Here is a 21,164-nt window from a genome sequence, read left to right as displayed (position 1 = left end):
GGCGCGTTCAGACGAGATCGAGCGCTCGGGCAGTGGCATCCTCGACCCGTCCGCGCGCCGAGGCGTACAGCAGCCCGGTGGTGAAGGCGTTGTGGCCGCTGCGGGCACCCAGCGCGGCGTGCTCTCGCAGGAACTCGCACGCGACGACCGCGTCCTGCAGGTCTCCCAGCACCTGCTGCACCGTGGTGGCCCGCTCGAGGTGCGTGGCCGCCGCGGGCTCGGCGTCGGCCAGCAGCTCGGCTGCGTACCGCCACCGCTTGGCGGCCTTGCGCGCCGAGTGCAGTGCGACGGGGTGCCCCTCGGAGCTGCGGATGCGGCGACGGACTCGACGCCGGGACTTCTTGAGGGTCTTGGCGACGTCCTGCCCCGTCAGGGCCGGCGGGTCGCTGCACCAGGCGGTCAGCTGTTCCGTCGCAAGTCCCCATCGCGGGTCCTCGCAGGCCGCCGACAGTGCGTCGAGTCCTTCTCGCCGACGCGCTGAGAGCGCCTCGGCGAGGTCGCGGCGCGCCGGGCCGAGCACGAGCTCATCGGGAAGGGCCTCCAGTTCGGGCAGCAGGCTGCTGGCGAGGACATCGGCGTCGCGGATCCGTCCGAGTGCCAGGGCGACGAACCGCAGATCCTCATCGAGGGCGCCGGGCTCCGGGAAGGAGCGGGCGAAGGTGCGTACCGTCGCCCGCAACCGGCGCAGGGAGGTTCGCGTGTGGTGGACCGACTCCACGTCGGCGTCCCGCGCGATCGACTCGAGCCCGCTCAGAGCTCGCTGGGCATGCTCCCGGACGTAGCGGGCCAGGGGGTCCTCAGCACTCACCGATCGTCTCCTTCGTCCCCTCGAGCATCGTTGCTCATCCGGCCGGGCCACGAGAACGTCTTTCTGCGACCGGCACCGGCCGGACGGCGTCGGGGTAGGCCAGGCGGGGCTTGAACCCGCGACCGACGGATTATGAGTCCGCTGCTCTGACCGGCTGAGCTACTGGCCCGTGCGCCCTGGGCAGGGCGTCGTCGAACTTACCACGGGCCGAGCCCATGACCTGGCGCGATGTGACGCGTGCACGCGGTACGACGGCCGTTGAGCGCCGACCCGGAGCCAGGACGTGCCGCGCCCCGGCACGGGTCCACGGTGGTGTGGTTAGATGCGTCATAGTGCCCGGCGGGACGCCCGCTCGGAGGTGCGCCCAGGTGCTGCTCCTGCTAGAGTCTTCCAGGTCGATCCCGCATAGCTCAATCGGCAGAGCATTCGACTGTTAATCGAAGGGTTGTTGGTTCAAGTCCAACTGCGGGAGCCACAGGAGGAGAACAGCCCCGGGGTCACTCCGGGGCTGTTCTTCGTTCACCAGGTTCTCGTGAAGGAGCAGGACGATGTCCTCTGTCCCCGATGATCGCTTCGAGCTCCCCGAGGACTTCGGCCCGGGAAGCGTCTGGGCCGACCGCTCCGGCCACCGCACCCTCGTCGGCCGCAACCAGCGCGGCGTCGAGATCCCGATCGGACTGGGCGAGGGCGAGATCAGCCCCGGCGAGCTCCTGAAGCTCGCCGTGATCGGCTGCGCCGGTATGAGCAGTGACGTCAACCTCTCCCGCCGTCTGGGCGAGGACTTCGACATGCGGCTGTGGGCGCACGGTCTCTCGGAGGACTCCGACAACCGGTACCACTCGATCGCCGAGCAGGTGCAGCTCCCCGTGGAGCAGCTCACCGAGGCCGAGACCGCTGAGATCACGAAGGTCTTCGGGCGCGCCGTCGCCGCCGGATGCACGGTCGAGCGCACCATCGTCCCCGGCGTCGAGGTCACCCACGAGGTGCTCGGCGGAGCCGGGGCCGCCGCGGAGGCGGAGACCGCGCACGGATCCGCGGAGAGCTCCCTCCCTGCCACGGGCGAGGACGCCGAGGCGACGGGGCAGGTTGAGCGATGACCATCCGGCCCATCCGCATCGTCGGCGACCCGGTTCTGCGCACCCCGTGCGACCCGATCAGGACGGTCACCGACGCCACCCGCAACCTTGCCCGGGACCTCATGGACACCGTCGACGACGAGGGCCGCGCCGGCGTGGCGGCCAATCAGATCGGGGTAAGCCTGCGCGCGTTCTCCTGGAATCTCGAGGACCACGGCGTCGGGCACATTCTCAATCCGGCCATCGTCGAGCTCTCCGAGGAGACCCAGGACGACGACGAGGGCTGCCTGTCGATTCCCGGTCTGTTCTTCCCGCGCACCCGCAGCGCCTATGCACGGTGTGTGGGCACGGACGTCGACGGCAATGACATCGAGCTGGCCGGAGAAGGAATCGTCGCCCGGCTGATCCAGCACGAGGTCGCACACCTCGATGGCGAGCTCTACATCGACGGGCTCGAGAGGTCCGTCAAGAAGAAGGCATTGCGCCAGATCAGAGAGACCCTCTAAAGTAAGGCCAGGACACAGACCCGGTCTGGCATCTCATTTCCGTCCGGACGGTACCGATTCGTTGGGGAAGACGCATCGGAAACCGGAAGGAACGAGATGACTCAGGGCGTTCTGTATGTGCACTCCGCTCCGCGAGCCCTCGCGCCGCATATCGAATGGGCCGCCAGCGGAGTTCTCGGCATGCCCTCGCGCATCCGTTGGGATGAGCAGCATGTCGGCCGCGGGCTGGTGCGCGCCGAGATGACATGGCGGGGCCGCGAGGACACCGGCGCGCGACTCGTCAGCGCACTGCGCGGCATGCACGAGGTGCGCTTCGAGGTGACGCAGGAGGCGACCGCGTCCACGGGCGGGGCGCGCTGGAGCTGCACACCGGAGCTCGGCATCCACCACGCCGCGACCGACCATGCCGGCAACACGGTGCTCACCGAGGACCGCGTGCGCGGGTGTATGGAGCGTGCTGGGGATGACCCCTCGGCGCTGCGCCGCGAGCTGGGCATCGCGCTCGGGGAGCCCTGGGACGAGGACCTCGAGATCTACCGGCACGCCGGCGACGGCGTGCCCATGCGCTGGCTGCACCGCGTGGGCTGATTCCCGCCTCGCCCTCGTCGGGCCACCGGCAGGTCGGGCACTGCGCCCGACGCGAGAGCGCCGCATCTGGCCAGGAGATGCGGCGCTCTCTGTATCCTGCGTGGTCGCGGTGAGATCCTGCGTGGTCGCGGTGAGAATCCTGTGGTCGCTGCGCGACCCGGCGCTCAGGCGCTGGTGAAGAGCACGGCGACGTCGTGCCCGCCGAAGCCGAAGGCATTGTTGAGCACGGCGATGTCACCACCGGGGAGGTCCACCGGCTTGTTCTGAGCCACGTTCAGCGAGACCTCGGGATCGAGGTTCTCGATGTTGATCGTGGGCGGGGAGACGCGGTGGTGGGAGGCGAGCACCGAGAAGACGGATTCCAGCGCGCCCGCGCCGCCGAGCAGGTGGCCGGTCATCGACTTGGTCGAGGTGACCACCAGCTGATCGGTGACCCCGTCCAGTGCATCGGAGACGGCGTTGAGCTCGCTGATGTCGCCGAGCGGCGTCGAGGTGCCGTGGGCGTTGACGTGGACCACGTCGGCCGGCGCGACGTCGCCGTCGGTGACCGCCTCGCGCACCGCGCGGGACTGCCCCTCGAGCGAGGGGGCCGAGATGTGGTACGCGTCCGAGGCCATGCCGCGTCCCGAGGCGTAGGCGTACACGCGGGCACCGCGGGCGGCGGCGTGCTCCTCGCTCTCGAGCACGAGGATGGCTGCGCCCTCGCCGAGGACGAAGCCGTCACGGTCCACGTCGTAGGGCCGGGAGGCGTGCTCGGGATCGTCGACGCGGGGGGAGAGGGCGCGGATGTTGGCGAAGCCGGCCAGCGGCAGGGGGTGCACGCAGGCCTCGGTGCCGCCGACGACCACGACATCCGCGCGGCCCGAGCGGATCATGTCCATCCCGCCGGCGACCGCCTCGGCGCCGGAGGCGCAGGCCGAGACCGGCGTGTGGGCGCCGGCGCGGGCCCCGAGCTCGATCTCGATGTGCGCACTGGAGGAGTTCGCCATCAGCATCGGGACGGTGAAGGGGTTGACCCGGCGGGCGCCGCGCTCGCGCACCACGTCCCACTGGTCCAGGATCGTCCAGACTCCGCCGATGCCGGTGCCGACGACCACGCCCAACCGGGTGGGATCGACGTCGGGCGTTCCCGCATCGGCCCAGGCCTCGCGGGCGGCGATCATCGAGTACTGGCCCGAGGGGTCCAGCTTCTTCGCCTCGGGTCGGGCGAGGTGCTCGAACGGGTCGATAGCGATCTGGCAGGCGAAGTCCACGGCCAGGCCGTAGCGCTCCTTCCAGTCGTTCTCGAGCGTACGGGCGGTGGAGGTACCGGCCAGCGCGGCGTTCCAGGTGGAGGCGACGTCACCGCCGAGCGGGTTGACGGTGCCGAGACCGGTGACGGCGACACGGGAGCGGGAAGCGGACATGCGGACCTCCAGGTCGGGTGGGCGAGAAGGCGGCGACGCCCGGGACGGGAACGTCCCGGGCGTCAAGCGGGGATCAGGACTGCGCGCCCTCGATGTACTTGACGGCGTCGCCGACGGTGGCGAGGTTCTTGACCTCTTCGTCGGGGATGCGCACGTCGAACTTCTCCTCGGCGTTGACCACGATGGTCATCATCGAGATCGAGTCGATGTCGAGGTCGTCGGTGAAGGACTTCTCGAGCTTGACGTCCTCGGTGGCGACACCCGTCTCCTCGTTGACGATCTCGGCGAGGCCCTCGAGGATCTCGTTCTCGGTGTGTGCCATGGGTTCTCCTTAGGTCTATGGAATGTTGGCGGTCAAAGACTACCCGCGTCGCGGCCGGGGATCCGGCAGCCGAGGCGTGATAGTGGCACGGGCGTGACGCGGGTGACAAGCACCCCGGCGCGATGTGTCCGCAGCGGTCAGGGGAGGACGAGCACCTGGCCGGCGTAGGCCAGGCCCGCCCCGAAGCCGAACTGGACCAGGACGTCGCCGCTGCGGACGGCTCCCTCCTGGATCAGGCGGTGGGTGGCCAGAGGGATCGAGGCGGCCGAGGTGTTCCCGGTCTCCGCGATGTCCCGGCCGATGACGACGTCCTCGCGCAGCTGCAGCTGCTTGGCGAGCTCGTCGACGATGCGCATGTTGGCCTGGTGGGGGACGAACACGTCGACGTCCTCGACGCTCAGCCCGGAGGCGTCGAGCATCTCGCGGACCTTCTGGGCGGTGTGCCACACGGCCCAGCGGAACACGGTTCGACCGTCCTGCTCGAGCGTGGGCCATTCGCCCGTCCCGTCACGGAAGTCGATCATCGAGCCCGTCATGCGGATCGTGTCCCAGCTGTCCCCGTCGCTGCCCCATACGGTGGGGCCGATCTTCGGCTCGTCGCTGGGCCCGACGATCGCCGCACCGGCGCCGTCGCCCAGCAGGAAGGAGATCGAACGGTCGGTGGGGGAGACGAAGTCGGAGAGCTTCTCGGCGCCGATGACCAGCACGTGGCGTGCCGCTCCGGTGCGGATCAGGGCGTCGGCCTGGCCGATGCCGTACGCGAACCCGGCGCAGGCCGCGGAGATGTCGTAGGCGATGACATCGGGGCGGCCCAGCTCGCCCGCCAGCAGCGTCGCCAGCGACGGCGTGGGATACGGGAAGGAGATGGTCGAGACGATGATCGCATCCAGCGTCTCGAGGTCGATCCCGGAACTCTCGATCGCCTCCTTCGCCGCGGTCAGCGACAGGTCCTTGACGCCGACGTCCTTGCTGGCTCGGGTGCGGGTGATGATCCCAGTGCGCTGACGGATCCACTCGTCCGAGGAGTCGATCGGGCCGACCAGGTCATCGTTAGGCACGACGAGATCGCCGCGGGCGGCACCGTAGGCAAGGACCTGGGATCCCGGGACGGTGGGGCGGTGCTGGAGGGAGACTCGCGCTGCCATGTCAGTGCTCCTGGCCTTCGGACGCGGCGACACCGGCGTGCTCGTGCACCAGGTCGCGGGCGGCCTCGAGATCGTCGGGCGTGTTGAGGTTGACCGTCGCGACGCCCTTGAGGTCGCGCTTGGCCAGGCCTGTCAGGGTGCCGGCCGGCGAGAGCTCGACCATCCCCGTCACGCCGCGCTCGCGCAGCGCGCCCATGCACGCCTCCCAGTCGACGGGGGAGGCGACCTGGGTGACGATCAGCTCGAGGTAGCGGGACCCGGTGGAGACCGATTCGCCGCCGGCGTTGGAGATCAGCGGCGAGGACGGGTCCGCGACGGAAAGCGTGGGAACGAAGCCGGCGAGTTCATCGCGGGCTCCGGCCATGTACGGCGTATGGAACGCGCCGGCAACCGGGAGCGGGATCACCCGCGCCCGCGACGGCGCATCCTCGGCCAGGGCGGCGAGAGCGTCGGTCGAGCCGGCGGCGACCACCTGCGCGGCGGAGTTGATGTTCGCGGCGTGCAGTCCGTGGCGCTCGATCGCGGCCAGGACCTCGTCGCGGGCCCCGCCGACGACTGCGGCCATCCCCGTGGGCTCCGCGGCGGCGGCCTTCGCCATCGCCTGGGAGCGGACGGCCACCAGACGCATCGCATCCTCATCGCTGAGGACGTGGGCCAGGGCGGCGGCGGTCAGCTCGCCGACGCTGTGGCCCGCGATGACGTCGGCCGGCGGCAGATCGGGGCCGTCGTCCTGGGGACCGAGCTGGGTGCCGGCGATGATGCCCGCCGCGACCAGCAGCGGCTGAGCGATGGCCGTGTCGCGGATGGTGTCGGCGTCGGACTCGGTGCCGTGACGCAGGAGGTCCACGCCGGCGGCCTCGGACAGTGAGGCGAGCATCGCCTCGACGCCGGGCAGCTCACGCCACGGGCTCAGGAATCCGGGCTTCTGGGCCCCTTGGCCGGGGCAGACGATCGCGAGCACGAGGACCTCCAGGACGGGGGGATGCGGGGAGCGGCGCTCGGGGGTGCGGCGCCGTGAGGGGAAGCGGACGCCGGGTCATCCATCGCGCACGAGGGATGACCCGGCGGTGATCAGGACTCGCCGCCGAACGAGCCGGACTGGCCGGCGTTGACGTTCAGCAGGTCGTACTTGTCGATGGCCTGGCGGACCACCGCGGCGTCGATTTTGCCCTCGCGGGCCAGCAGCTGCAGGGTCTTGACGACCATGGAGTGCGCGTCGATCTTCAGGTGGCGGCGAGCCGCCGGGCGGGTGTCGGAGAAGCCCCATCCGTCGGCCCCGAGCACGCCGTACTGCCCCGGGACCCATTCGCGGATCATGTCCGGGACCATGAAGTCGTAGTCGGAGGTCGCCACGAACGGGCCGCTGACGCCCTCGAGGCGCTGCGAGATCCACGGGGTGCGCTGATCCTCGGGGCTGAGCAGGTTGTGCTTCTCCGCCTCCAGGGCCTCCTTGCGCAGCTCCGTCCAGGAGGTCACCGACCAGACGTTGGCGCGTACGCCCCAGTCCTCGGCCAGCAGCTCGCGGGCGTGGCGGGCCCACGGCACGCCGACGCCGGAGGCCAGCAGCTGTGCCTCGGGCCCGTCGCCCTCGGGCAGGCCCTCGACGACGTACATGCCCTTGAGCAGGCCTTCGACGTCCAGATTCTCCGGCTCCGCGGGCTGGACGATCGGCTCGTTGTAGACGGTGATGTAGTAGAAGACCTCCTGCAGGCGGTCGTCCTCGCCGTACATGCGCTGCAGACCGTCGCGGATGATGTGGCCGAGCTCGTACCCGTACGCCGGGTCGTAGATCACCGCGCCGGGGTTGGTGGCGGCCAGGATCGGCGAGTGGCCGTCCATGTGCTGGAGGCCCTCGCCGGCCAGTGTGGTCTTGCCGGCCGTCGCGCCGATGACGAAGCCCTTGGCCATCTGGTCCCCGGCGGCCCAGAAGAAGTCGCCGGTGCGCTGGAACCCGAACATCGAGTAGAAGATGTACAGCGGGATCATCGGGAAGTCGTGCGTGGCGTACGAGGTGCCCGCGGCGGTGAAGGCTGCCGTGGAGCTGATCTCGTTGATGCCCATGTGCTTGATCTGGCCGGAGGTGGACTCCTTGTAGGCCAGCAGCAGGTCACGATCGACCGAGAGGTAGTTCTGCCCGTCGGGGTTGTAGATCTTCGCCGTCGGGAACAGCGAGTCCATGCCGAAGGTGCGCGCCTCGTCGGGGACGATCGGGACCCAGCGCTTGCCGGTCTCCTTGTCACGCATGAGGTCCTTGAGCAGACGCACCAGTGCCATGGTGGTGGCGATCTCCTGCTTGCCCGACCCGCGACGGGTGACCTCGTAGGCCTTGTCGCCGGGCAGCTCGAGCGCCTTGTGCTCGGTGCTGCGTGAGGGCATGGGCCCGCCGAGCTCCTCGCGGCGCTGCTTGAGATACTTCATCACCGGGGCGTCGTCATCCGGCAGGTAGAGCGGGGCGTCGTAGACGCTGCCGGACTCGAGCTGCTCATCGGTCACGGGGATGCGCAGCGTGTCGCGGAGCGCCTTGAGATCCTCGAGGGTGAACTTCTTCATCTGGTGGGTCGCGTTGCGGCCCGCGAAGTTCGTCCCCAGCCGGTATCCCTTGACGGTCTGGGCGAGGATGACGGTCGGCTTGCCCTTCTGGGCCATGGCGGCCTGGAAGGCGGCGTAGACCTTCTGGGCGTCGTGCCCGCCGCGGTTGAGCTTCCACCAGATGTCGTCGTCGGAGAGGTCCTCCACGAGCGCCTTGGTGCGCGGATCGCGCCCGAAGAAGTTGTCCCGGATGAAGCCGCCGGATTCGGCGCGGTACGTCTGGTAGTCACCATCGGGAGTGGCGTTCATCAGGTCGATGAGCGCCCCGTCGGTGGACTTGGCCAGCAGGGGATCCCAGCCGGAGCCCCAGACGACCTTGATGACGTTCCAGCCCGCGCCGCGGAACTGCGCCTCGAGCTCCTGGATGATCTTGCCGTTGCCGCGCACCGGCCCGTCGAGCCGCTGCAGGTTGCAGTTGATGACGAAGGTGAGGTTGTCCAGGTGCTCCTTGGCGGCGATGTGCAGCGCGCCGCGGGACTCGACCTCGTCCATCTCGCCGTCGCCGAGGAACGCCCAGGTGTGCTGCTCGCTGGTGTCCTTCAGCCCGCGGTTGCTGAGATAGCGGTCGAAGGAGGCCTGCTCGATCGCCGCGACCGGGCCGATGCCCATCGAGACCGTCGGGAACTCCCAGAAGTCCTGCATCGCCCGCGGGTGCGGGTACGAGGGCATGCCGTGCTCGCTGGAGAACTCCTGGCGGAAGCCGTCCAGATCCTCCTGGCCGAGGCGGCCCATCATGTAGGCGCGCGCGTAGATCCCGGGGGAGGCGTGGCCCTGGAAGAAGACGTGATCGCCGCCGCCGGGGTGGTTGCGGCCACGGAAGAAGTGGTTGAAGCCGACCTCGTACATCGTGGCGATGGAGGCGTAGCTGGAGAGGTGGCCGCCGACGGCGACCCCGGGGCGCTGGGCGCGATGGACGAGCATCGCTGCGTTCCAGCGGTTGATGTTGCGCAGCTCCTTCTCGAGCTCCACGTCACCGGGGTACTCGGGCTGCTCCTCGACGGGAATGGTGTTGACGTAGTCCGTGGTCAGCGACTCCGGAAGCTCCAGGTCGCGTTCACGGGCGTGCTGGATGAGGCTCTGGACGACCTCCGAGGCGCGCTCGTCGCCCCGGTGCTCGACGAGTCCGTCGAACGAGTCCAACCACTCCTGCGTCTCCTCCGGGTCGGGATCCTGCGCGTGACTGGGCAGGTTGATGCCGATGGGACGAGGGGTCTCGTGCGAACTCACACTGTCCTTCTCTCTTCGGGAGGCGATGGACCGGCCGTGGGAGCAGTGGAACGCCGGCGGGCCCGGCTCCTTCGGCCTCGGTCCGAGCAAGCCTACCGTCGCCGGGGCGTGGAGGGACCTTCACGATCCCTCCTCAGGTGTGAGACGCCGGACACCCCGTACGGGCGCGTCGGAGTCACAGGCCCGCAGGTGGCGGAGGGTGCGGACGGCCCTCATCGCCCGGTGCCACCTCGAATCTCACCCGCGTGCGCCCCTGTAGTGCAGGAGGGTGGCTCGTGACATAGAATCGGCGCGCAGAGTTCGGTCCACCGTCCCCTCGGGCACGGCCGGACCTGCCGTATCTGCTTTGCCCCATCCTGTGAGGAGCCTTTTCTTGTCACCGTCGGCCGACGCCCCTTCGCCCAGCTCTCTTGCCGAGGCGCTGACGTTCACCTCGGGCCAGATCGTGCAGGAGTTCGGCTACGACGATGATGTCGACCTGGATCTGCGCGACGCGATCGAGGACCTCATCGACGGTGAGCTCGAGGACGAGGACTGCCAGGAGATCGTCGACGCCGTGATCATGTGGTGGCGCGATGGTGACGGCGACCTGACCGACGCGATGGTCGACACCCTCACCACCCTGGCGCCCGGCGCGCCCGTGTGGGTGCTGACCCCCAAGGCGGGCCGCGACGGGCACGTGCCCCCGGGAGAGATCCAGGAGAGCGCCGGGGTCGCCGGTCTGCGCGTCCTGACCACCGTGAGCCTCGCGCCCGATTGGACGGGGACCCGCCTGGCCAGCCGCCCGAGCTGATCACCGCCCTCGCGGCGGCCTCGCCCGCGAGGTGACCGCGCCTCGCGCGCGGGCGCGCGGCGTGCGATAGAAAGGGTCACCTGAAGGAGGTCCGGGGGCGCAGCTCCCGTCCGGGTCGTTAGCTCAGCTGGTCAGAGCGTCTGGTTTACACCCAGAAGGTCGGGGGTTCGAGCCCCTCACGACCCACCACGAGACACGGTGCACGGACACCGCTCAGCTCCGGCTCGCGCCCGGCGACGGGGTGCACCGACCTCACCGCATGCACCGCCTCACGGGGCGCACCGACCTCACGGCGTGCGCCGGGCTGTGGACCCTCGGAGCGGGGTGTGCGTCGGCCGGAGGGAAGCGTTCGTCAGCGGGTGACGACGTAGGCGAGCACCAGCAGGCACGGCACCGCGAGCGCCGCGCAGCCCCACACGACCGCGGTCCGCCGGTCCTGGGCACGTTCCTCATCGGTACGGGGCCGCTCACCGCCGGGGAAACCGGCCGCCTCGGCCTCTTCACGATCACGGTTGCGACGCACCAGCAGCCGGCCGATGATCACGATCAGGAAGGCAAGGATCGTCACGCCGAAAAGGAGCAGGATCAGGGTGTCGATGGCGGATCCTCCTGACGGGATGGAACGGATGTGGACAGGATCTCATGGCCTCGGGCAGCCGCCTGGGCGGTTCCTATACTGGAGGACCATCGCGGCAGGCTCGGACCGTTCTCGCACAGTTCGCCCGGGTGACCGCGACCGGCACCTATCGAAGGAGGAGCCGCGCAGGTGAGTGCACCGAGCAGACCGTTCGACGTCGAGGCGATCAGGGCGGATTTCCCGATCCTCGGCCGCATGCTGGACGAGGACACCCCGATGATCTACCTGGACGGGGGCGCCACCTCGCAGCGGCCCCAGCAGGTGATCGACGCCGAGGTCGCCTACCTGACCCACGACCACGCAGCGGTCAAGCGCGGCGCTCACCGGATGGCCACGGCCGCCACGGACGCCTTCGAGGACGCGCGCGAGACGGTGGCCGCGTTCTTCGGCGCCGCCACACCCGACGAGATCGTCTTCACCGGCAATGCGACCGAGGCGCTGAATCTGGTCGCCTACTCCCTCGGCAACGGTGATGAGTCCACCCCGGAGCACCTGCGGGTGCACGAGGGCGACGAGATCCTGGTGACGGAGATGGAGCACCACGCCAACCTGGTCCCCTGGCAGGAGCTGGCCCGGCGCACCGGCGCCACGCTGCGCTGGATCCCGCTGGCCGACGACTTCACCCTGGACCTGACCGGTCTGGACGCACTGGTCACCGAGCGCACCAAGGTCGTCGCCTTCGCCCACCAGTCCAATGTGCTCGGAACCGTGAATCCCGTCGCACGGCTGGTCGAGGCCGCACAGTCCGTGGGCGCGCTGACCGTCCTGGATGCGGCCCAGTCCGCCCCGCACATGCCGATCGACCTGGCCGCACTCGACGTCGACTTCGTCGCGCTGTCCGGCCACAAGATGCACGGCCCCACCGGCATCGGCGTGCTGTGGGGCCGCTACGAACACCTCGCGGCGCTGCCCCCGTTCCGCACCGGCGGATCCATGATCGAAGTGGTCCATCTCGACCACTCGACCTTCGCCGCGCCGCCGGCCCGGTTCGAGGCCGGCACGCCCCCGATCAGCCAGGCCGTCGGCCTCGCCGCCGCCTGCGATTACCTCACCGCTCTCGGCATGGAGCAGGTCGCCGAGCACGAACGGGCCCTGACCGACCGGGCGCTGCGCGGGCTGGCAGCGATCGACGGGATCCGCATCATCGGCCCCGCCGCCTCCCCGGAACGGGCGGGCGCGGTGTCCTTCGCCCTGGCAGGCCGCCACCCGCACGACGTCGGCCAGGTGCTCGATTCCCTCGGCCTCGAGGTGCGCGTCGGGCATCACTGCGCCTGGCCGCTGCATCGCCGCTACGAGCTGCACGGGACCACCCGCGCGAGCTTCTCCCTCCACACCACCGCCGCGGAGGTCGACGCTCTCATCGCGGGCGTCCGGCACACCGCCGACTTCTTCGGATCATTCTCATGAGCACAGCACTGAACTCCCTGTACACCGAGCTCGTCGTCGAGCACGACAAGCGCCCTCTGCACGAGGGCCTGCGCGAGCCGTTCGACGCTGAGGTCCACCACGTCAACCCCACCTGCGGGGATGAGATCACCCTGCGCCTGCATCTCAGTGGCAGCGGCGAGGGCCAGCGTATCGAGGACGTCTCCTATGACGCGATCGGCTGCGCCATGAGCCGGGCCGCCGCGTCGATCATGGCGGACCTCCTGATCGGCCGCACCGTGGCCGAGATGGATCCGGTGCGGGAGCACTTCGAGGCGGCCATGGGATCGCGTGGCCGCATCGAGGGCGACGAGGAGCTGATCGGTGACGGCGTCGCCCTGCTCGGAGCCGCCAAGTTCCCCGCGCGCGTGAAGTGCGTGCTGATGCCGTGGAAGGCCTACCAGGCGGCGCTGGTCGAGGCCCGGGCGCTCGGCTCATGAGCCGCCCGCACACTGTCGGTCCTCTGGCGGCGGCCACGGTGGGATCCGTGACCGGTCTGCTCGAGGAGACCTATCCGCTGTCCTGGGCGGAGTCCTGGGATCGGGTCGGTCTGGTGCTGGGGGAGCGAGGGGCCGACGTCCGACGGGTGCTGCTGGCCGTGGACCCCACAGTGGCGGTCGCCGAGGAGGCCGTGGACCGCGGCGCCCAGCTGCTGGTGACCCACCACCCGCTGCTGCTGCGCGGGGCCAGCTTCCTGCCCGCGGACCAGGGCAAGGGCGCCGTCGTCACGGACCTGCTGCGCGCCGGCACCGCCCTGTGGTGCGGTCACACCAACGTCGACCGGTCCACGCTCGGCACCGTCGGCGCCTGGATGAGCGCCTTGGATCTCCAGGATCCTCGGGCCCTCGTGCCGCCCCCGGAGAGCACGATGGCAGCCCACGGGTCACAGCTGTTCGGCCTCGGGGCGATCGGCAGCCTGCCACGGGAGATGAACGTCGCCGAGTTGACCGCAGCCGTGGCCGGCATCGTCCCGCCCACGGCCCGCGGAGTCGTCCACACCGGCCCGGCGAGCCAGCCTGTCCGGACCGTGGCCGTGTGCCCGGGCGCCGGCGACTCCTTCCTGGAGCAGGCCCTCGCCGCAGGTGTGGACGCCTACATCACCTCGGATCTGCGCCACCATCCCGCTCTGGAGCACCTCGAGGCCGCTGCGGACCACGCGGCGGTGCCGGCGCTGATCGACGTCCCGCACGCGGCGAGCGAGGCGCTCTGGCTGCCGCTGGCCCGCGACCTGCTCAGCGACGCCGTGCCCGGCCTGGACGTCGTGATCAGCGAGCACACGACCGATCCCTGGGGCGGCCGCGCCGGCTGACCCGCCGCCCAGCGGACCAGCCGCCCAGTGGACCAGCCAGGTCAGGCGATGTGGTCGACGATGACGAGGCGGTCTCCCTCCAGTTCCACGCGGAGACCGCCGCCGAGGGCCGGCTGCAGCAGATCCACGACGTCATCGGCCGAGGCCGGAGTCGTGCCGGCCGCCAGCAGCGATCGCGTGACGAGTCCGCGGTAGCGCTTGGCATCGTGGGAGACGACCTTGCGCGCACCGCCGCGCTCCTGGACGGGTGAGACCTCGAGGACCCGCACTGCCGGGTCGGTGCGCAGCTGCATCATCGAACGGTACGAGCCGGAGCGGCAGTCGATGACCACCGGCGATCCACCCTCCGCCTGTTCCTTCTGCAGGCGCTGCGCCGTCGGCCGCAGCCTCTGGGTCCACCAGGAGCCGGCCTTCCCGAGTCGGGAGACGGCGGAGGTCGCCGAGAGCCGGTAGGCGGGGATCCGGTCGGTGCCGGCGTCGACGAGTCCGAACAATGCGCTCTGGACGAGAAGGCGGCGGTCCGGCGCGGGGCGGTGCGCGGGGTCCAGCTGGTCGTAGAGCACCCCGGAGTACACCGCGAGCGGGGGAGCGGCCGGCTCGTGCTCGAGGTCTGCCATCCGCTGGACGAGCTCGGGGGAGGAGGCTGGGACACCGAGCTTCGCGGCGGCGTCCTGGGTCCCCGCCGTCCGCTGGGCGGCCCGCAGCATGGTCCGTCGGGCCTCGAGCAGCTCGGGCAGCGCCATCGCCTCGAGGTCGAGCGGGCGGGCCTCGGCCTCGGGTGGTCGTGTCTTGGTCTCCGAGGGCGGCAGCAGGATCAGCATCTCTCCATTCTCGGAGGCCGATCCGCCCTGCCATGGCACCTCGGGAGGCGCAGTCGCGAGACTTTGCGCACGTCAGCGCACCGTCGGTGACGACCTCACTGGCGGCCCGAGTGCGCGGTCGGCGTAAACTGGACGGCGGACCAGTCGGCCGGGCAGTCGCGTCCTCGGGGCTCGCGCTCCGGGGCCGAGGAAAGTCCGGGCTCCGCCTGGCACGGTGGTGGGTAACGCCCACCCGGAGTGATCCGCGGGACAGTGCCACAGAAAGCAGACCGCCGCCTGAGCCTTTCGGGGCGCGGGCGGTAAGGGTGAAAGGGTGGTGTAAGAGACCACCGCGGTCTCGGTGACGAGGCCGGCACGGTAAACCCCACCGGGAGCAAGGTCGTACAGGGAACGTTCGAGGGTGCCAGCCCGAGTTCCCGGGTGGACCGCTGGAGGTCGTCGGCAACGGCGATCCGAGATGGATGACTGCCGCTCACAGAACCCGGCTTACAGGCCGGCTGGTCCCTCATCACCCTCCGCCACCGCTGCGCCGGTAGGGAGGTGCAGCAATGTGGCGGTCAGCGCCGAGTCACCCTGCCTGAGCGTGCTCACGTCGTGCACCAGACCAGGAAGTTGCGCTCACCCCCGGGGCGGCCTGATCGGCAGACGCGTCCGGCCTGCCTGCTTCCCGCCGGACCCCTACTTCCGCGCAGAGCTCTTCTTCGGCGCAGAGGTCTTCCTCGACCCCGACGACTTGGTCGACCCTGACGACTTGGTCGACCCTGACGTCTTCGCCCCGGACGACGACCGGGACGAAGACGCCGACGTGCTGTTGCCGCTGCGGGCCGAACTCTTCGAGCCGGAGCTCTTCGACGCGGAAGCGGTCTTCTTCTGACCGGAGGTGGCCGAGCCAGAGTCCTTCTTCTGCGCCGAGGTCTGCTTCCGGCTGGAGGCGGACCGGCCGGAATCCTTCTTCTGGGCCCCGGTCTGCTGACGGGTCGAGGCGTCGGACCCCGAGTCCTTCTTCTGACCCGATGTCGACTGCGCCGAGTCCTTCTTCTGACTCGTGGACTTCTTCTGGCTCGTGGTCTTCTGACCGGACGTGGTGGCTTTCGTGCCGGAGCTCTTCGCAGACGACTTCTGCGCGCCGGTGGCCTTCCCGGACGAGCTCTTGGTGGCGCTCGATGCCTTCGTCGAGGCGGTGCTCTCGGCGGATTCCTCGGCCGGTGACCTGGTCGACGTCGCAGCGTTCTCCGTGGCATCGGTGCTCGCCGCGGACGTCGTCGAGCTCGCCTGCTTCGACGACGTCTTCGAGTTCGCCTGCTTCCCCGAGGACGCCGTCGACGGCGAGGACGTCTGCTCGCGAGAGGACGTCGAGCCGGATCCGTCGACATCATCCTCTGACCGTCGCGCAAGTGCCGCAGCGCCGATGATGCCTGCCTCGTTGCGCAGCTCCGCCGGCACGATGGGGGTGTTCAGCTCCAGGCGCGGGAGGAACTTCTCGTGCTCCTTGGAGACCCCGCCGCCGACGATGATGAGGTTCGGGCTGAAGAGGAACTCGACCAGGGAGAAGTACTTCTGGAGCCGCTTCGCCCACTTCTTCCAGGACAGGTCCTTGCGCTCACGAGCGGATTCGGCCATGTACTTCTCGGCCGAGTCGCCCTTGAGCGGAATGTGCCCGAGCTCCGTGTTCGGCACCAGCCGCCCGTCGACGAACATCGCACTGCCCACACCGGTGCCCAGCGTGATCACCAGCACCACGCCCTGCTGGCCGCGGCCGGCACCGAACTCCATCTCCGCGATGCCGGCGGCGTCGGCATCGTTGACCACGAACACGTCGTGCCCGGTGCGCTCGGTGAACAGGGCGTCGGCGTCGGTGCCGATCCAGGACTTGTCGACGTTGGCGGCGGTACGGGCCACTCCCTGCTGGATGACGGCCGGGAAGGTCACGCCGACGGGCATGCCCTCGCTGATGTCGAAGCTCTCGATGAGCTCGCTGACCGTGTCGGCGACCGCGTCCGGTGAGGAGGGCTGAGGGGTCTTGATCCGCAGCCGGTCCGCGGCGAGCGCCCCCGACGCAAGATCCACGGGCGCGCCCTTGATGCCGCTGCCGCCGATGTCGATGCCGAACGCCTGCTCGGTCATGATCTGTCCTCGTTCCGTGTGCCGGGTCCCGGCGGTCTGTCCGCCCATCGCTGGCCATAGTGTGCCAAACAACCCGGATCCCCGCCGACGAGCCGCGCTGCCGACCCCGCCGACGAGGCGGCCGGCGGTGGCCCGGGCGAGTGCGGGACAGTCCGCTCAGAGGACGGTGAGCAGCTCCGGACCCTGGTCGGTGATGACCATGGTGTGCTCGAACTGGGCGCTGAAGGAGCGGTCCTTGGTGACCACGGTCCAGCCGTCGTCCCACTGCTCCCAGTCCTGCGAGCCCATCGCGACCATCGGCTCGATGGTGAACGTCATGCCCTCGGCGATCACGTCGTCGAACATCGGCGCGGAATCGTAGTGGGGGATGACCAGGCCGTTGTGGAAGCCCTCGGCGACCCCGTGACCGGTGTAGTCGCGCACCGACTCGTACCCGTGGCGGGCGACGAACTTCTCGATCACGCGCCCGATGACATTGACCTGGCGGCCCGGCTTCGCCGCCTTGATGCCCCGCATCATCGCCTCGTGGGACTGCGAGACCAGGTCCTGGACGCGGGGATCGACCTCACCGACCTCGAAGGTGGCGTTGGTGTCTCCGTGGGCCCCGTGGATGTAGGCGGTGACGTCCACGTTGAGGATGTCGCCGGACTGCATCACCGTCGAGTCCGGGATGCCGTGGCAGATCACCTCGTTCAGGCTCGTGCAGCACGACTTCTCGTACCCGAGGTAGCCGAGAGTGGAGGGGTAGGCCCCGTGCTGGATCAGGACGTCGTGGACGACCTCGTCGATACGGTCGGTGGTCACGCCCGGCTGGGCGGCCTCACCGGCGGCCTGCAGAGCGATCGCCGCGATGCGCGAGGCCTCGCGCACGCGCTCGATGACATCCGCGCTCTGGATGTGGGGCCCGGTATCGGAGACGGCCTCGTCCTTGTCGACGTACTCGGGGCGCTCGATGCGTGCGGGCACGGGACGACGGGGGCCGACGGTGCCGGGAACCAGCACCTCTCGTCCTTCTGGACGGATCCATTTCTGCTCTACAGTCATATCCACCAGTCTCTCACCGATGCGGAAAGGAGCCCGACGTGACGGAGGGCACCGAGTTCTACTACAACCTCACCACGGGCAACGTCGAAGAGGGCCGGCAGTCGCCCGGCACCGAGCTGATGGGGCCCTACTCCACGCGCGCGGAGGCCGAGAAGGCGCTGAAGATCGCTGCGGCCCGGAACGAGGCGTGGCAGGAGGAGGACCAGGAGTGGGAGGACTACGGCGGATCCGCGGAAGGGTCCGAGCCGAAGAACTGACCCTGGAGCACTGACCCCGCGGCGCTCGTCGCTCGGCCGGCTGAGGTCAGTCGAAGGAGTGCTCCGGGCCGGGGTAGGACCGCTCGGTCACCTCGTCGCGGTACTGCGCGGCCGCGCGCTGGAGATCGGCGCGCAGATCTCCGAAAGCCTTGACGAACTTGCCGTGGAATCCGGACATGCCGGCCATGTCCTGCCACACCAGCACCTGCCCGTCGCAGGAGGGGCCGGCACCGATACCGACGGTCGGCACATGCACCACCTCGGTGATGCGTGCGGCGACCTGCGCCGGGACGAGTTCGAGCACGATCGCGGAGGCCCCGGCCTCCTGTAGCGCGACCGCGTCCTCGGCGAGCTGATCGGCTGCCGCGGCGTCCCGGCCCTGGACCCGGTGGCCCGATAGCGAGTTCACCGATTGCGGGGTGAAACCGAGGTGCCCCATCACGGGGATGCCGGCCTGCGTCAGCGCCTGGATCTGGGGGACGATGGCGTGGCCGCCCTCGAGCTTGATCATCTCCGCGCCGGCCCGGATCAGCTCGACACCGTGACGGACCGCGTCGGCCGGGCCCGTCTCATAGGTGCCGAAGGCGAGGTCCGCCACGATCAGCGGGCGGTGGACGCTGCGGGCGACGGCACCGGTGAAGGTGAGCATGTCCTGATGGGTGGTGGCGGTGGTCGAGTCGTGGCCGAGCACGGTGGTGCCGACGGAGTCGCCCACCAGCAGGACGTCGATCCCGGCCGCCTCGAAGGCCTGGGCGGAGAACTGATCGTAGGCAGTGAGCATCGAGAACGGCCGGCCGCGCTCCTTGGCGTCCTGCAGATGACGGATGCGGACCTTGGCGGGACCGGAGGATCCGGTGCCGGAGGGGGTGCTCACGATGTGCTCCTGGAGGCGCATGGACGACGAGGGTCGCGGGACTCCTCGATCGCGCCCCGCGGCCCGGACCACCGGCAGCTGCGGCAGGTCCGTACCCGGCAGTCTAGTTCCGCGTGCCCGCCGAGCCGGCGAGCCCGATCGATTCCGGGCACGGTGCGCCAGGCCTCGTGGGGCGGCCATATGGGAGCCTTGTGGCCCGTCGGCATCCGCGCCGGCGCCGAGAGGGAGGATGGATGATGAGTTCGATCATGCGCACGACGGTTCGCCGCGCGGCTGCAGGTCTGGGCGTCCTCGCCATCGCGGCGGGGGCGGGGGCGTGCACCGGCGGCGACGAGGGGGAGACGGGAGGCCAGGAGACCGCGTCGCAGGAGAGCGACCCGGAGGCCACCCGCGAGGCCACCGGTCCGAGCGACGGTGGCGGCGAGGCTCCCTCGGACGCCGGCAGCGGCGAGAACGCGGGCGAAGTCGGCGAGCAGGACGTCTCGGCGGCGAAGGAGCAGATGATCGGCTTCATCCAGGCCCTGGGGGACAAGGACGCCGAAGCGGCCTGCGGCTTCGTCCTGGCCCCGGCCACCGATCAGCCGGTCGAGGGGGCCTCCGCCACCGCCTGCGTCGAGACGATCACCGACAGCGACCAGTACCAGGCCCTGTCGCCGCAGGCGGCCGCGATGGTCACCGAGGACATGCTCGAGGCCGAGCCCCGGGACGACGGGACGATCGCGATCAGCGTGCCCGGGATCGACACCGAGGTGCCGATGGCGCGGGGGGACGACGGCAGCTGGTACATCAAGGCGCTCTGACCGGGATCGGGCCGCGGCCGCCCGCGGCCCGTTACCCGTTGCCCGCTGCCCGTGCGGCAGACTGGTTGCATGGAACATCTCCACGATGACGTCATCCGGACCGTCTCCGACCGCGACGTGCGGTTCATCCGTCTGTGGTTCTGCGACATCGCCGGGACGCTGAAGTCCATCGCGATCTCTCCGTCGGACCTCGAGACGGCCTTCACCGAGGGCATCGGGATCGACGGCTCCACCATCGAGGGCCTGACCCGCAGCTACGAATCAGACATGATCCTGCGCCCGGATCCAGGCACCTTCGAACTGCTGGCCTGGCGCGGCGAGACCAATGCGACCGGACGCATGATGTGCGACGTCCTCACCCCCGACGGCGAACCCGCCGCCGCCGACCCGCGTCGCGTGCTGCGCGACATCCTCGCCCGCGCCGAGGAGAAGGGCCTGGAGCTCTTCGCCCACCCCGAGATCGAGTTCTACCTGTTCGAGAAGCCCTACACCCAGGGCGACCGGCTGGTCCCGATCGACAACGCCGGCTACTTCGACCACGTCCACCGCGGCCAGGGCCAGGACTTCCGTCGCACCGCGATCGAGCACCTGGAGGCTATGAACATCCAGGTCGAGTTCTCCCACCACGAGAACGGGCCCGGCCAGAACGAGATCGACCTTCGCTACGCCGACGCGCTGACCACGGCGGACAACATCGTCACCCTGCGCACCGTGGTCAAGGAGGTGGCCCTGTCGATGGGGCAGGTGGCCACCTTCATGCCCAAACCGATGATCGACCAGCCCGGCTCCGGGATGCACACCCACCTCTCGCTGTTCCAGGGCGGCAAGAACGCCTTCCACGAGCCCGGCGCCGAGTACGGCCTCTCCCGCACCGGCCGCCAGTTCATCGCGGGCCTGCTGCAGCACGCCCCGGAGTACAGCGCCGTGACGAACCAGTGGGTCAACTCGTACAAGCGCCTGTGGGGCGCGCAGGAAGCGCCGAGCTACATCTGCTGGGGGCACAACAACCGTTCCGCGCTGGTGCGGGTGCCCTTCCACAAGCCCACCAAGGGCACCAGCTCGCGCGTCGAGTTCCGGGGGCTGGACTCCGCGGCGAACCCGTACCTGGCCTTCGCAGCCCTGCTGGCGGCGGGCATGGCCGGCATCGAGGGGGAGTACGAGCTGCCTGAGGGCGCCGAGGACGCGGTGTGGGACCTCACCGAGCGCGAGCGCCGCGCCATGGGGATCGAACCGCTGCCCACCGACCTGTTCCGGGCGCTGGAGAACTTCGAATCCTCCGAGCTGATGGCCGGCACCCTCGGCGAGCAGGTCTTCGAGTTCTTCCTGCGCGACAAGAAACAGGAGTGGCAGCGCTATCGCGAGCAGGTGACCGACTACGAACTGGCCTCCACGTTCGGCCGGGTCTGAGGTGCG

The 21,164-nt window shown here is 69.9% G+C and carries 20 protein-coding genes, 3 tRNA genes, 1 other RNA gene and 1 pseudogene; 13 read left to right on the top strand and 12 right to left on the bottom strand.

Going from position 1 to position 21,164, the window contains the following annotated elements; all coding sequences use genetic code 11:
• Positions 1-7 precede the first annotated feature (7 nt).
• Together ACFQRD_RS04730 and ACFQRD_RS04725 are read right to left on the bottom strand one after the other, a co-directional pair.
• A complete protein-coding gene (locus ACFQRD_RS04730) occupies positions 8-808 on the bottom strand; it encodes a CHAD domain-containing protein (protein WP_377803528.1) in 801 nt (266 codons plus the stop codon).
• A 95-nt stretch (positions 809-903) separates the two neighbouring features.
• Positions 904-977 (bottom strand) — tRNA-Ile (locus ACFQRD_RS04725).
• Between the two features lie 230 nt (positions 978-1,207).
• On the opposite strand from ACFQRD_RS04725, the gene ACFQRD_RS04720 reads away from it, so the two are divergent.
• The 4 genes from ACFQRD_RS04720 (at position 1,208) to ACFQRD_RS04705 (ending at position 2,978) form a co-directional block, all read left to right on the top strand.
• Positions 1,208-1,283 (top strand) — tRNA-Asn (locus ACFQRD_RS04720).
• Positions 1,284-1,356: 73 nt separating this feature from the next.
• Complete coding sequence (locus ACFQRD_RS04715; protein ID WP_377803527.1) at positions 1,357-1,905, top strand: OsmC family protein; 549 nt, start codon at positions 1,357-1,359, stop codon at positions 1,903-1,905.
• On the top strand, positions 1,902-2,390 hold the full coding sequence (locus tag ACFQRD_RS04710) for a peptide deformylase (RefSeq protein WP_377016873.1): 489 nt from the start codon (positions 1,902-1,904) through the stop codon (positions 2,388-2,390). Before ACFQRD_RS04715 ends, ACFQRD_RS04710 begins: the two co-directional genes overlap by 4 nt.
• 96 nt (positions 2,391-2,486) lie before the next feature.
• The gene (locus ACFQRD_RS04705) at positions 2,487-2,978 is read left to right on the top strand and encodes a DUF3145 domain-containing protein (RefSeq protein ID WP_377803526.1); all 492 of its coding nucleotides are present in this window, start codon (positions 2,487-2,489) and stop codon (positions 2,976-2,978) included.
• A gap of 164 nt (positions 2,979-3,142) precedes the next feature.
• Here the strand turns inward: ACFQRD_RS04705 and ACFQRD_RS04700 are convergent, their stop codons facing one another.
• The 5 genes from ACFQRD_RS04700 to aceE form a co-directional block, all read right to left on the bottom strand.
• Positions 3,143-4,384 carry a beta-ketoacyl-[acyl-carrier-protein] synthase family protein gene (locus ACFQRD_RS04700; protein WP_377803525.1) on the bottom strand — a complete coding sequence of 414 codons (1,242 nt, stop codon included), beginning with the start codon at positions 4,382-4,384 and terminating at the stop codon, positions 3,143-3,145.
• Between the two features lie 73 nt (positions 4,385-4,457).
• Positions 4,458-4,706, bottom strand: coding sequence for an acyl carrier protein (locus ACFQRD_RS04695; RefSeq protein WP_377016879.1), 249 nt, complete (start codon positions 4,704-4,706; stop codon positions 4,458-4,460).
• Positions 4,707-4,843: 137 nt separating this feature from the next.
• Positions 4,844-5,851: a beta-ketoacyl-ACP synthase III gene (locus ACFQRD_RS04690; RefSeq protein ID WP_377803524.1), complete on the bottom strand. Its 1,008-nt coding sequence runs from the start codon at positions 5,849-5,851 to the stop codon at positions 4,844-4,846.
• A gap of 1 nt (position 5,852) precedes the next feature.
• The gene (locus tag ACFQRD_RS04685; RefSeq protein WP_377793973.1) at positions 5,853-6,812 is read right to left on the bottom strand and encodes an ACP S-malonyltransferase; all 960 of its coding nucleotides are present in this window, start codon (positions 6,810-6,812) and stop codon (positions 5,853-5,855) included.
• A 110-nt stretch (positions 6,813-6,922) separates the two neighbouring features.
• Positions 6,923-9,667: a pyruvate dehydrogenase (acetyl-transferring), homodimeric type gene (aceE, locus tag ACFQRD_RS04680; RefSeq protein WP_377793972.1), complete on the bottom strand. Its 2,745-nt coding sequence runs from the start codon at positions 9,665-9,667 to the stop codon at positions 6,923-6,925.
• 373 nt (positions 9,668-10,040) lie between these two features.
• Between aceE and ACFQRD_RS04675 the strand changes: the two genes are divergently transcribed.
• Positions 10,041-10,460, top strand: coding sequence for a DUF3052 domain-containing protein (locus ACFQRD_RS04675; protein WP_377016887.1), 420 nt, complete (start codon positions 10,041-10,043; stop codon positions 10,458-10,460).
• 112 nt (positions 10,461-10,572) lie between these two features.
• Positions 10,573-10,649, top strand: a tRNA-Val gene (locus ACFQRD_RS04670).
• A gap of 163 nt (positions 10,650-10,812) precedes the next feature.
• Here ACFQRD_RS04670 and ACFQRD_RS04665 read toward each other — a convergent pair.
• Positions 10,813-11,028 carry a hypothetical protein gene (locus ACFQRD_RS04665; RefSeq protein WP_377016889.1) on the bottom strand — a complete coding sequence of 72 codons (216 nt, stop codon included), beginning with the start codon at positions 11,026-11,028 and terminating at the stop codon, positions 10,813-10,815.
• A 198-nt stretch (positions 11,029-11,226) separates the two neighbouring features.
• Between ACFQRD_RS04665 and ACFQRD_RS04660 the strand changes: the two genes are divergently transcribed.
• The 3 genes from ACFQRD_RS04660 to ACFQRD_RS04650 are packed head-to-tail and all read left to right on the top strand — an operon-like array spanning position 11,227 to position 13,831.
• Positions 11,227-12,504, top strand: a complete 1,278-nt coding sequence (locus ACFQRD_RS04660) for an aminotransferase class V-fold PLP-dependent enzyme (RefSeq protein WP_377016891.1) — start codon at positions 11,227-11,229, stop codon at positions 12,502-12,504.
• A complete protein-coding gene (gene sufU, locus ACFQRD_RS04655) occupies positions 12,501-12,962 on the top strand; it encodes a Fe-S cluster assembly sulfur transfer protein SufU (RefSeq protein WP_377016893.1) in 462 nt (153 codons plus the stop codon). The genes ACFQRD_RS04660 and sufU overlap by 4 nt, the downstream gene beginning before the upstream one ends.
• Positions 12,963-13,009: 47 nt before the next feature.
• On the top strand, positions 13,010-13,831 hold the full coding sequence (locus ACFQRD_RS04650; protein ID WP_377016895.1) for a Nif3-like dinuclear metal center hexameric protein: 822 nt from the start codon (positions 13,010-13,012) through the stop codon (positions 13,829-13,831).
• Between the two features lie 41 nt (positions 13,832-13,872).
• Here the strand turns inward: ACFQRD_RS04650 and ACFQRD_RS04645 are convergent, their stop codons facing one another.
• A complete protein-coding gene (locus ACFQRD_RS04645) occupies positions 13,873-14,652 on the bottom strand; it encodes a YaaA family protein (protein ID WP_377016897.1) in 780 nt (259 codons plus the stop codon).
• 140 nt (positions 14,653-14,792) lie between these two features.
• Here ACFQRD_RS04645 and rnpB point away from each other — a divergent pair.
• Positions 14,793-15,157: RNase P RNA component class A (gene rnpB / locus ACFQRD_RS04640), an RNA gene on the top strand.
• A gap of 878 nt (positions 15,158-16,035) precedes the next feature.
• Here the strand turns inward: rnpB and ppgK are convergent.
• Together ppgK and map are read right to left on the bottom strand one after the other, a co-directional pair.
• Positions 16,036-16,776: pseudogene (ppgK, locus tag ACFQRD_RS04635) on the bottom strand (polyphosphate--glucose phosphotransferase); the annotation flags it as partial.
• A gap of 156 nt (positions 16,777-16,932) precedes the next feature.
• Entirely contained in the window at positions 16,933-17,820 is an 888-nt protein-coding gene (gene map / locus ACFQRD_RS04630) for a type I methionyl aminopeptidase (protein WP_377803523.1), read from the bottom strand.
• Positions 17,821-17,858: 38 nt separating this feature from the next.
• Here map and ACFQRD_RS04625 point away from each other — a divergent pair, with 38 nt between their 5' ends.
• Positions 17,859-18,077, top strand: coding sequence for an SPOR domain-containing protein (locus ACFQRD_RS04625; protein WP_377016901.1), 219 nt, complete (start codon positions 17,859-17,861; stop codon positions 18,075-18,077).
• Between the two features lie 46 nt (positions 18,078-18,123).
• Here ACFQRD_RS04625 and panB read toward each other — a convergent pair whose 3' ends face one another.
• Positions 18,124-18,972: a 3-methyl-2-oxobutanoate hydroxymethyltransferase gene (gene panB / locus ACFQRD_RS04620; protein ID WP_377016903.1), complete on the bottom strand. Its 849-nt coding sequence runs from the start codon at positions 18,970-18,972 to the stop codon at positions 18,124-18,126.
• Between the two features lie 215 nt (positions 18,973-19,187).
• Between panB and ACFQRD_RS04615 the strand changes: the two genes are divergently transcribed.
• Positions 19,188-19,751 carry a hypothetical protein gene (locus ACFQRD_RS04615; protein WP_377803522.1) on the top strand — a complete coding sequence of 188 codons (564 nt, stop codon included), beginning with the start codon at positions 19,188-19,190 and terminating at the stop codon, positions 19,749-19,751.
• Positions 19,752-19,820: 69 nt separating this feature from the next.
• Positions 19,821-21,158, top strand: a complete 1,338-nt coding sequence (locus ACFQRD_RS04610; protein ID WP_377793968.1) for a glutamine synthetase family protein — start codon at positions 19,821-19,823, stop codon at positions 21,156-21,158.
• The last annotated feature ends 6 nt before the right edge of the window (positions 21,159-21,164 follow it).

Source organism: Brachybacterium sp. GCM10030268, assembly GCF_042666305.1.
In the GTDB taxonomy this organism is placed as follows: domain Bacteria; phylum Actinomycetota; class Actinomycetes; order Actinomycetales; family Dermabacteraceae; genus Brachybacterium.
This window is presented reverse-complemented; position numbering and strand designations above follow the sequence as displayed.

Coding starts and splice junctions, on each gene's coding strand:
- ACFQRD_RS04715 (WP_377803527.1), top strand. CDS start 1,357: ATGTCCTCTGTCCCCGATGATCGCTTCGAGCTCCCCGAGGACTTCGGC.
- ACFQRD_RS04710 (WP_377016873.1), top strand. CDS start 1,902: ATGACCATCCGGCCCATCCGCATCGTCGGCGACCCGGTTCTGCGCACC.
- ACFQRD_RS04705 (WP_377803526.1), top strand. CDS start 2,487: ATGACTCAGGGCGTTCTGTATGTGCACTCCGCTCCGCGAGCCCTCGCG.
- ACFQRD_RS04700 (WP_377803525.1), bottom strand. CDS start 4,384: ATGTCCGCTTCCCGCTCCCGTGTCGCCGTCACCGGTCTCGGCACCGTC.
- ACFQRD_RS04695 (WP_377016879.1), bottom strand. CDS start 4,706: ATGGCACACACCGAGAACGAGATCCTCGAGGGCCTCGCCGAGATCGTC.
- ACFQRD_RS04690 (WP_377803524.1), bottom strand. CDS start 5,851: ATGGCAGCGCGAGTCTCCCTCCAGCACCGCCCCACCGTCCCGGGATCC.
- sufU (WP_377016893.1), top strand. CDS start 12,501: ATGAGCACAGCACTGAACTCCCTGTACACCGAGCTCGTCGTCGAGCAC.
- ACFQRD_RS04645 (WP_377016897.1), bottom strand. CDS start 14,652: ATGCTGATCCTGCTGCCGCCCTCGGAGACCAAGACACGACCACCCGAG.
- map (WP_377803523.1), bottom strand. CDS start 17,820: ATGACTGTAGAGCAGAAATGGATCCGTCCAGAAGGACGAGAGGTGCTG.
- panB (WP_377016903.1), bottom strand. CDS start 18,972: ATGCGCCTCCAGGAGCACATCGTGAGCACCCCCTCCGGCACCGGATCC.
- ACFQRD_RS04615 (WP_377803522.1), top strand. CDS start 19,188: ATGAGTTCGATCATGCGCACGACGGTTCGCCGCGCGGCTGCAGGTCTG.
- ACFQRD_RS04610 (WP_377793968.1), top strand. CDS start 19,821: ATGGAACATCTCCACGATGACGTCATCCGGACCGTCTCCGACCGCGAC.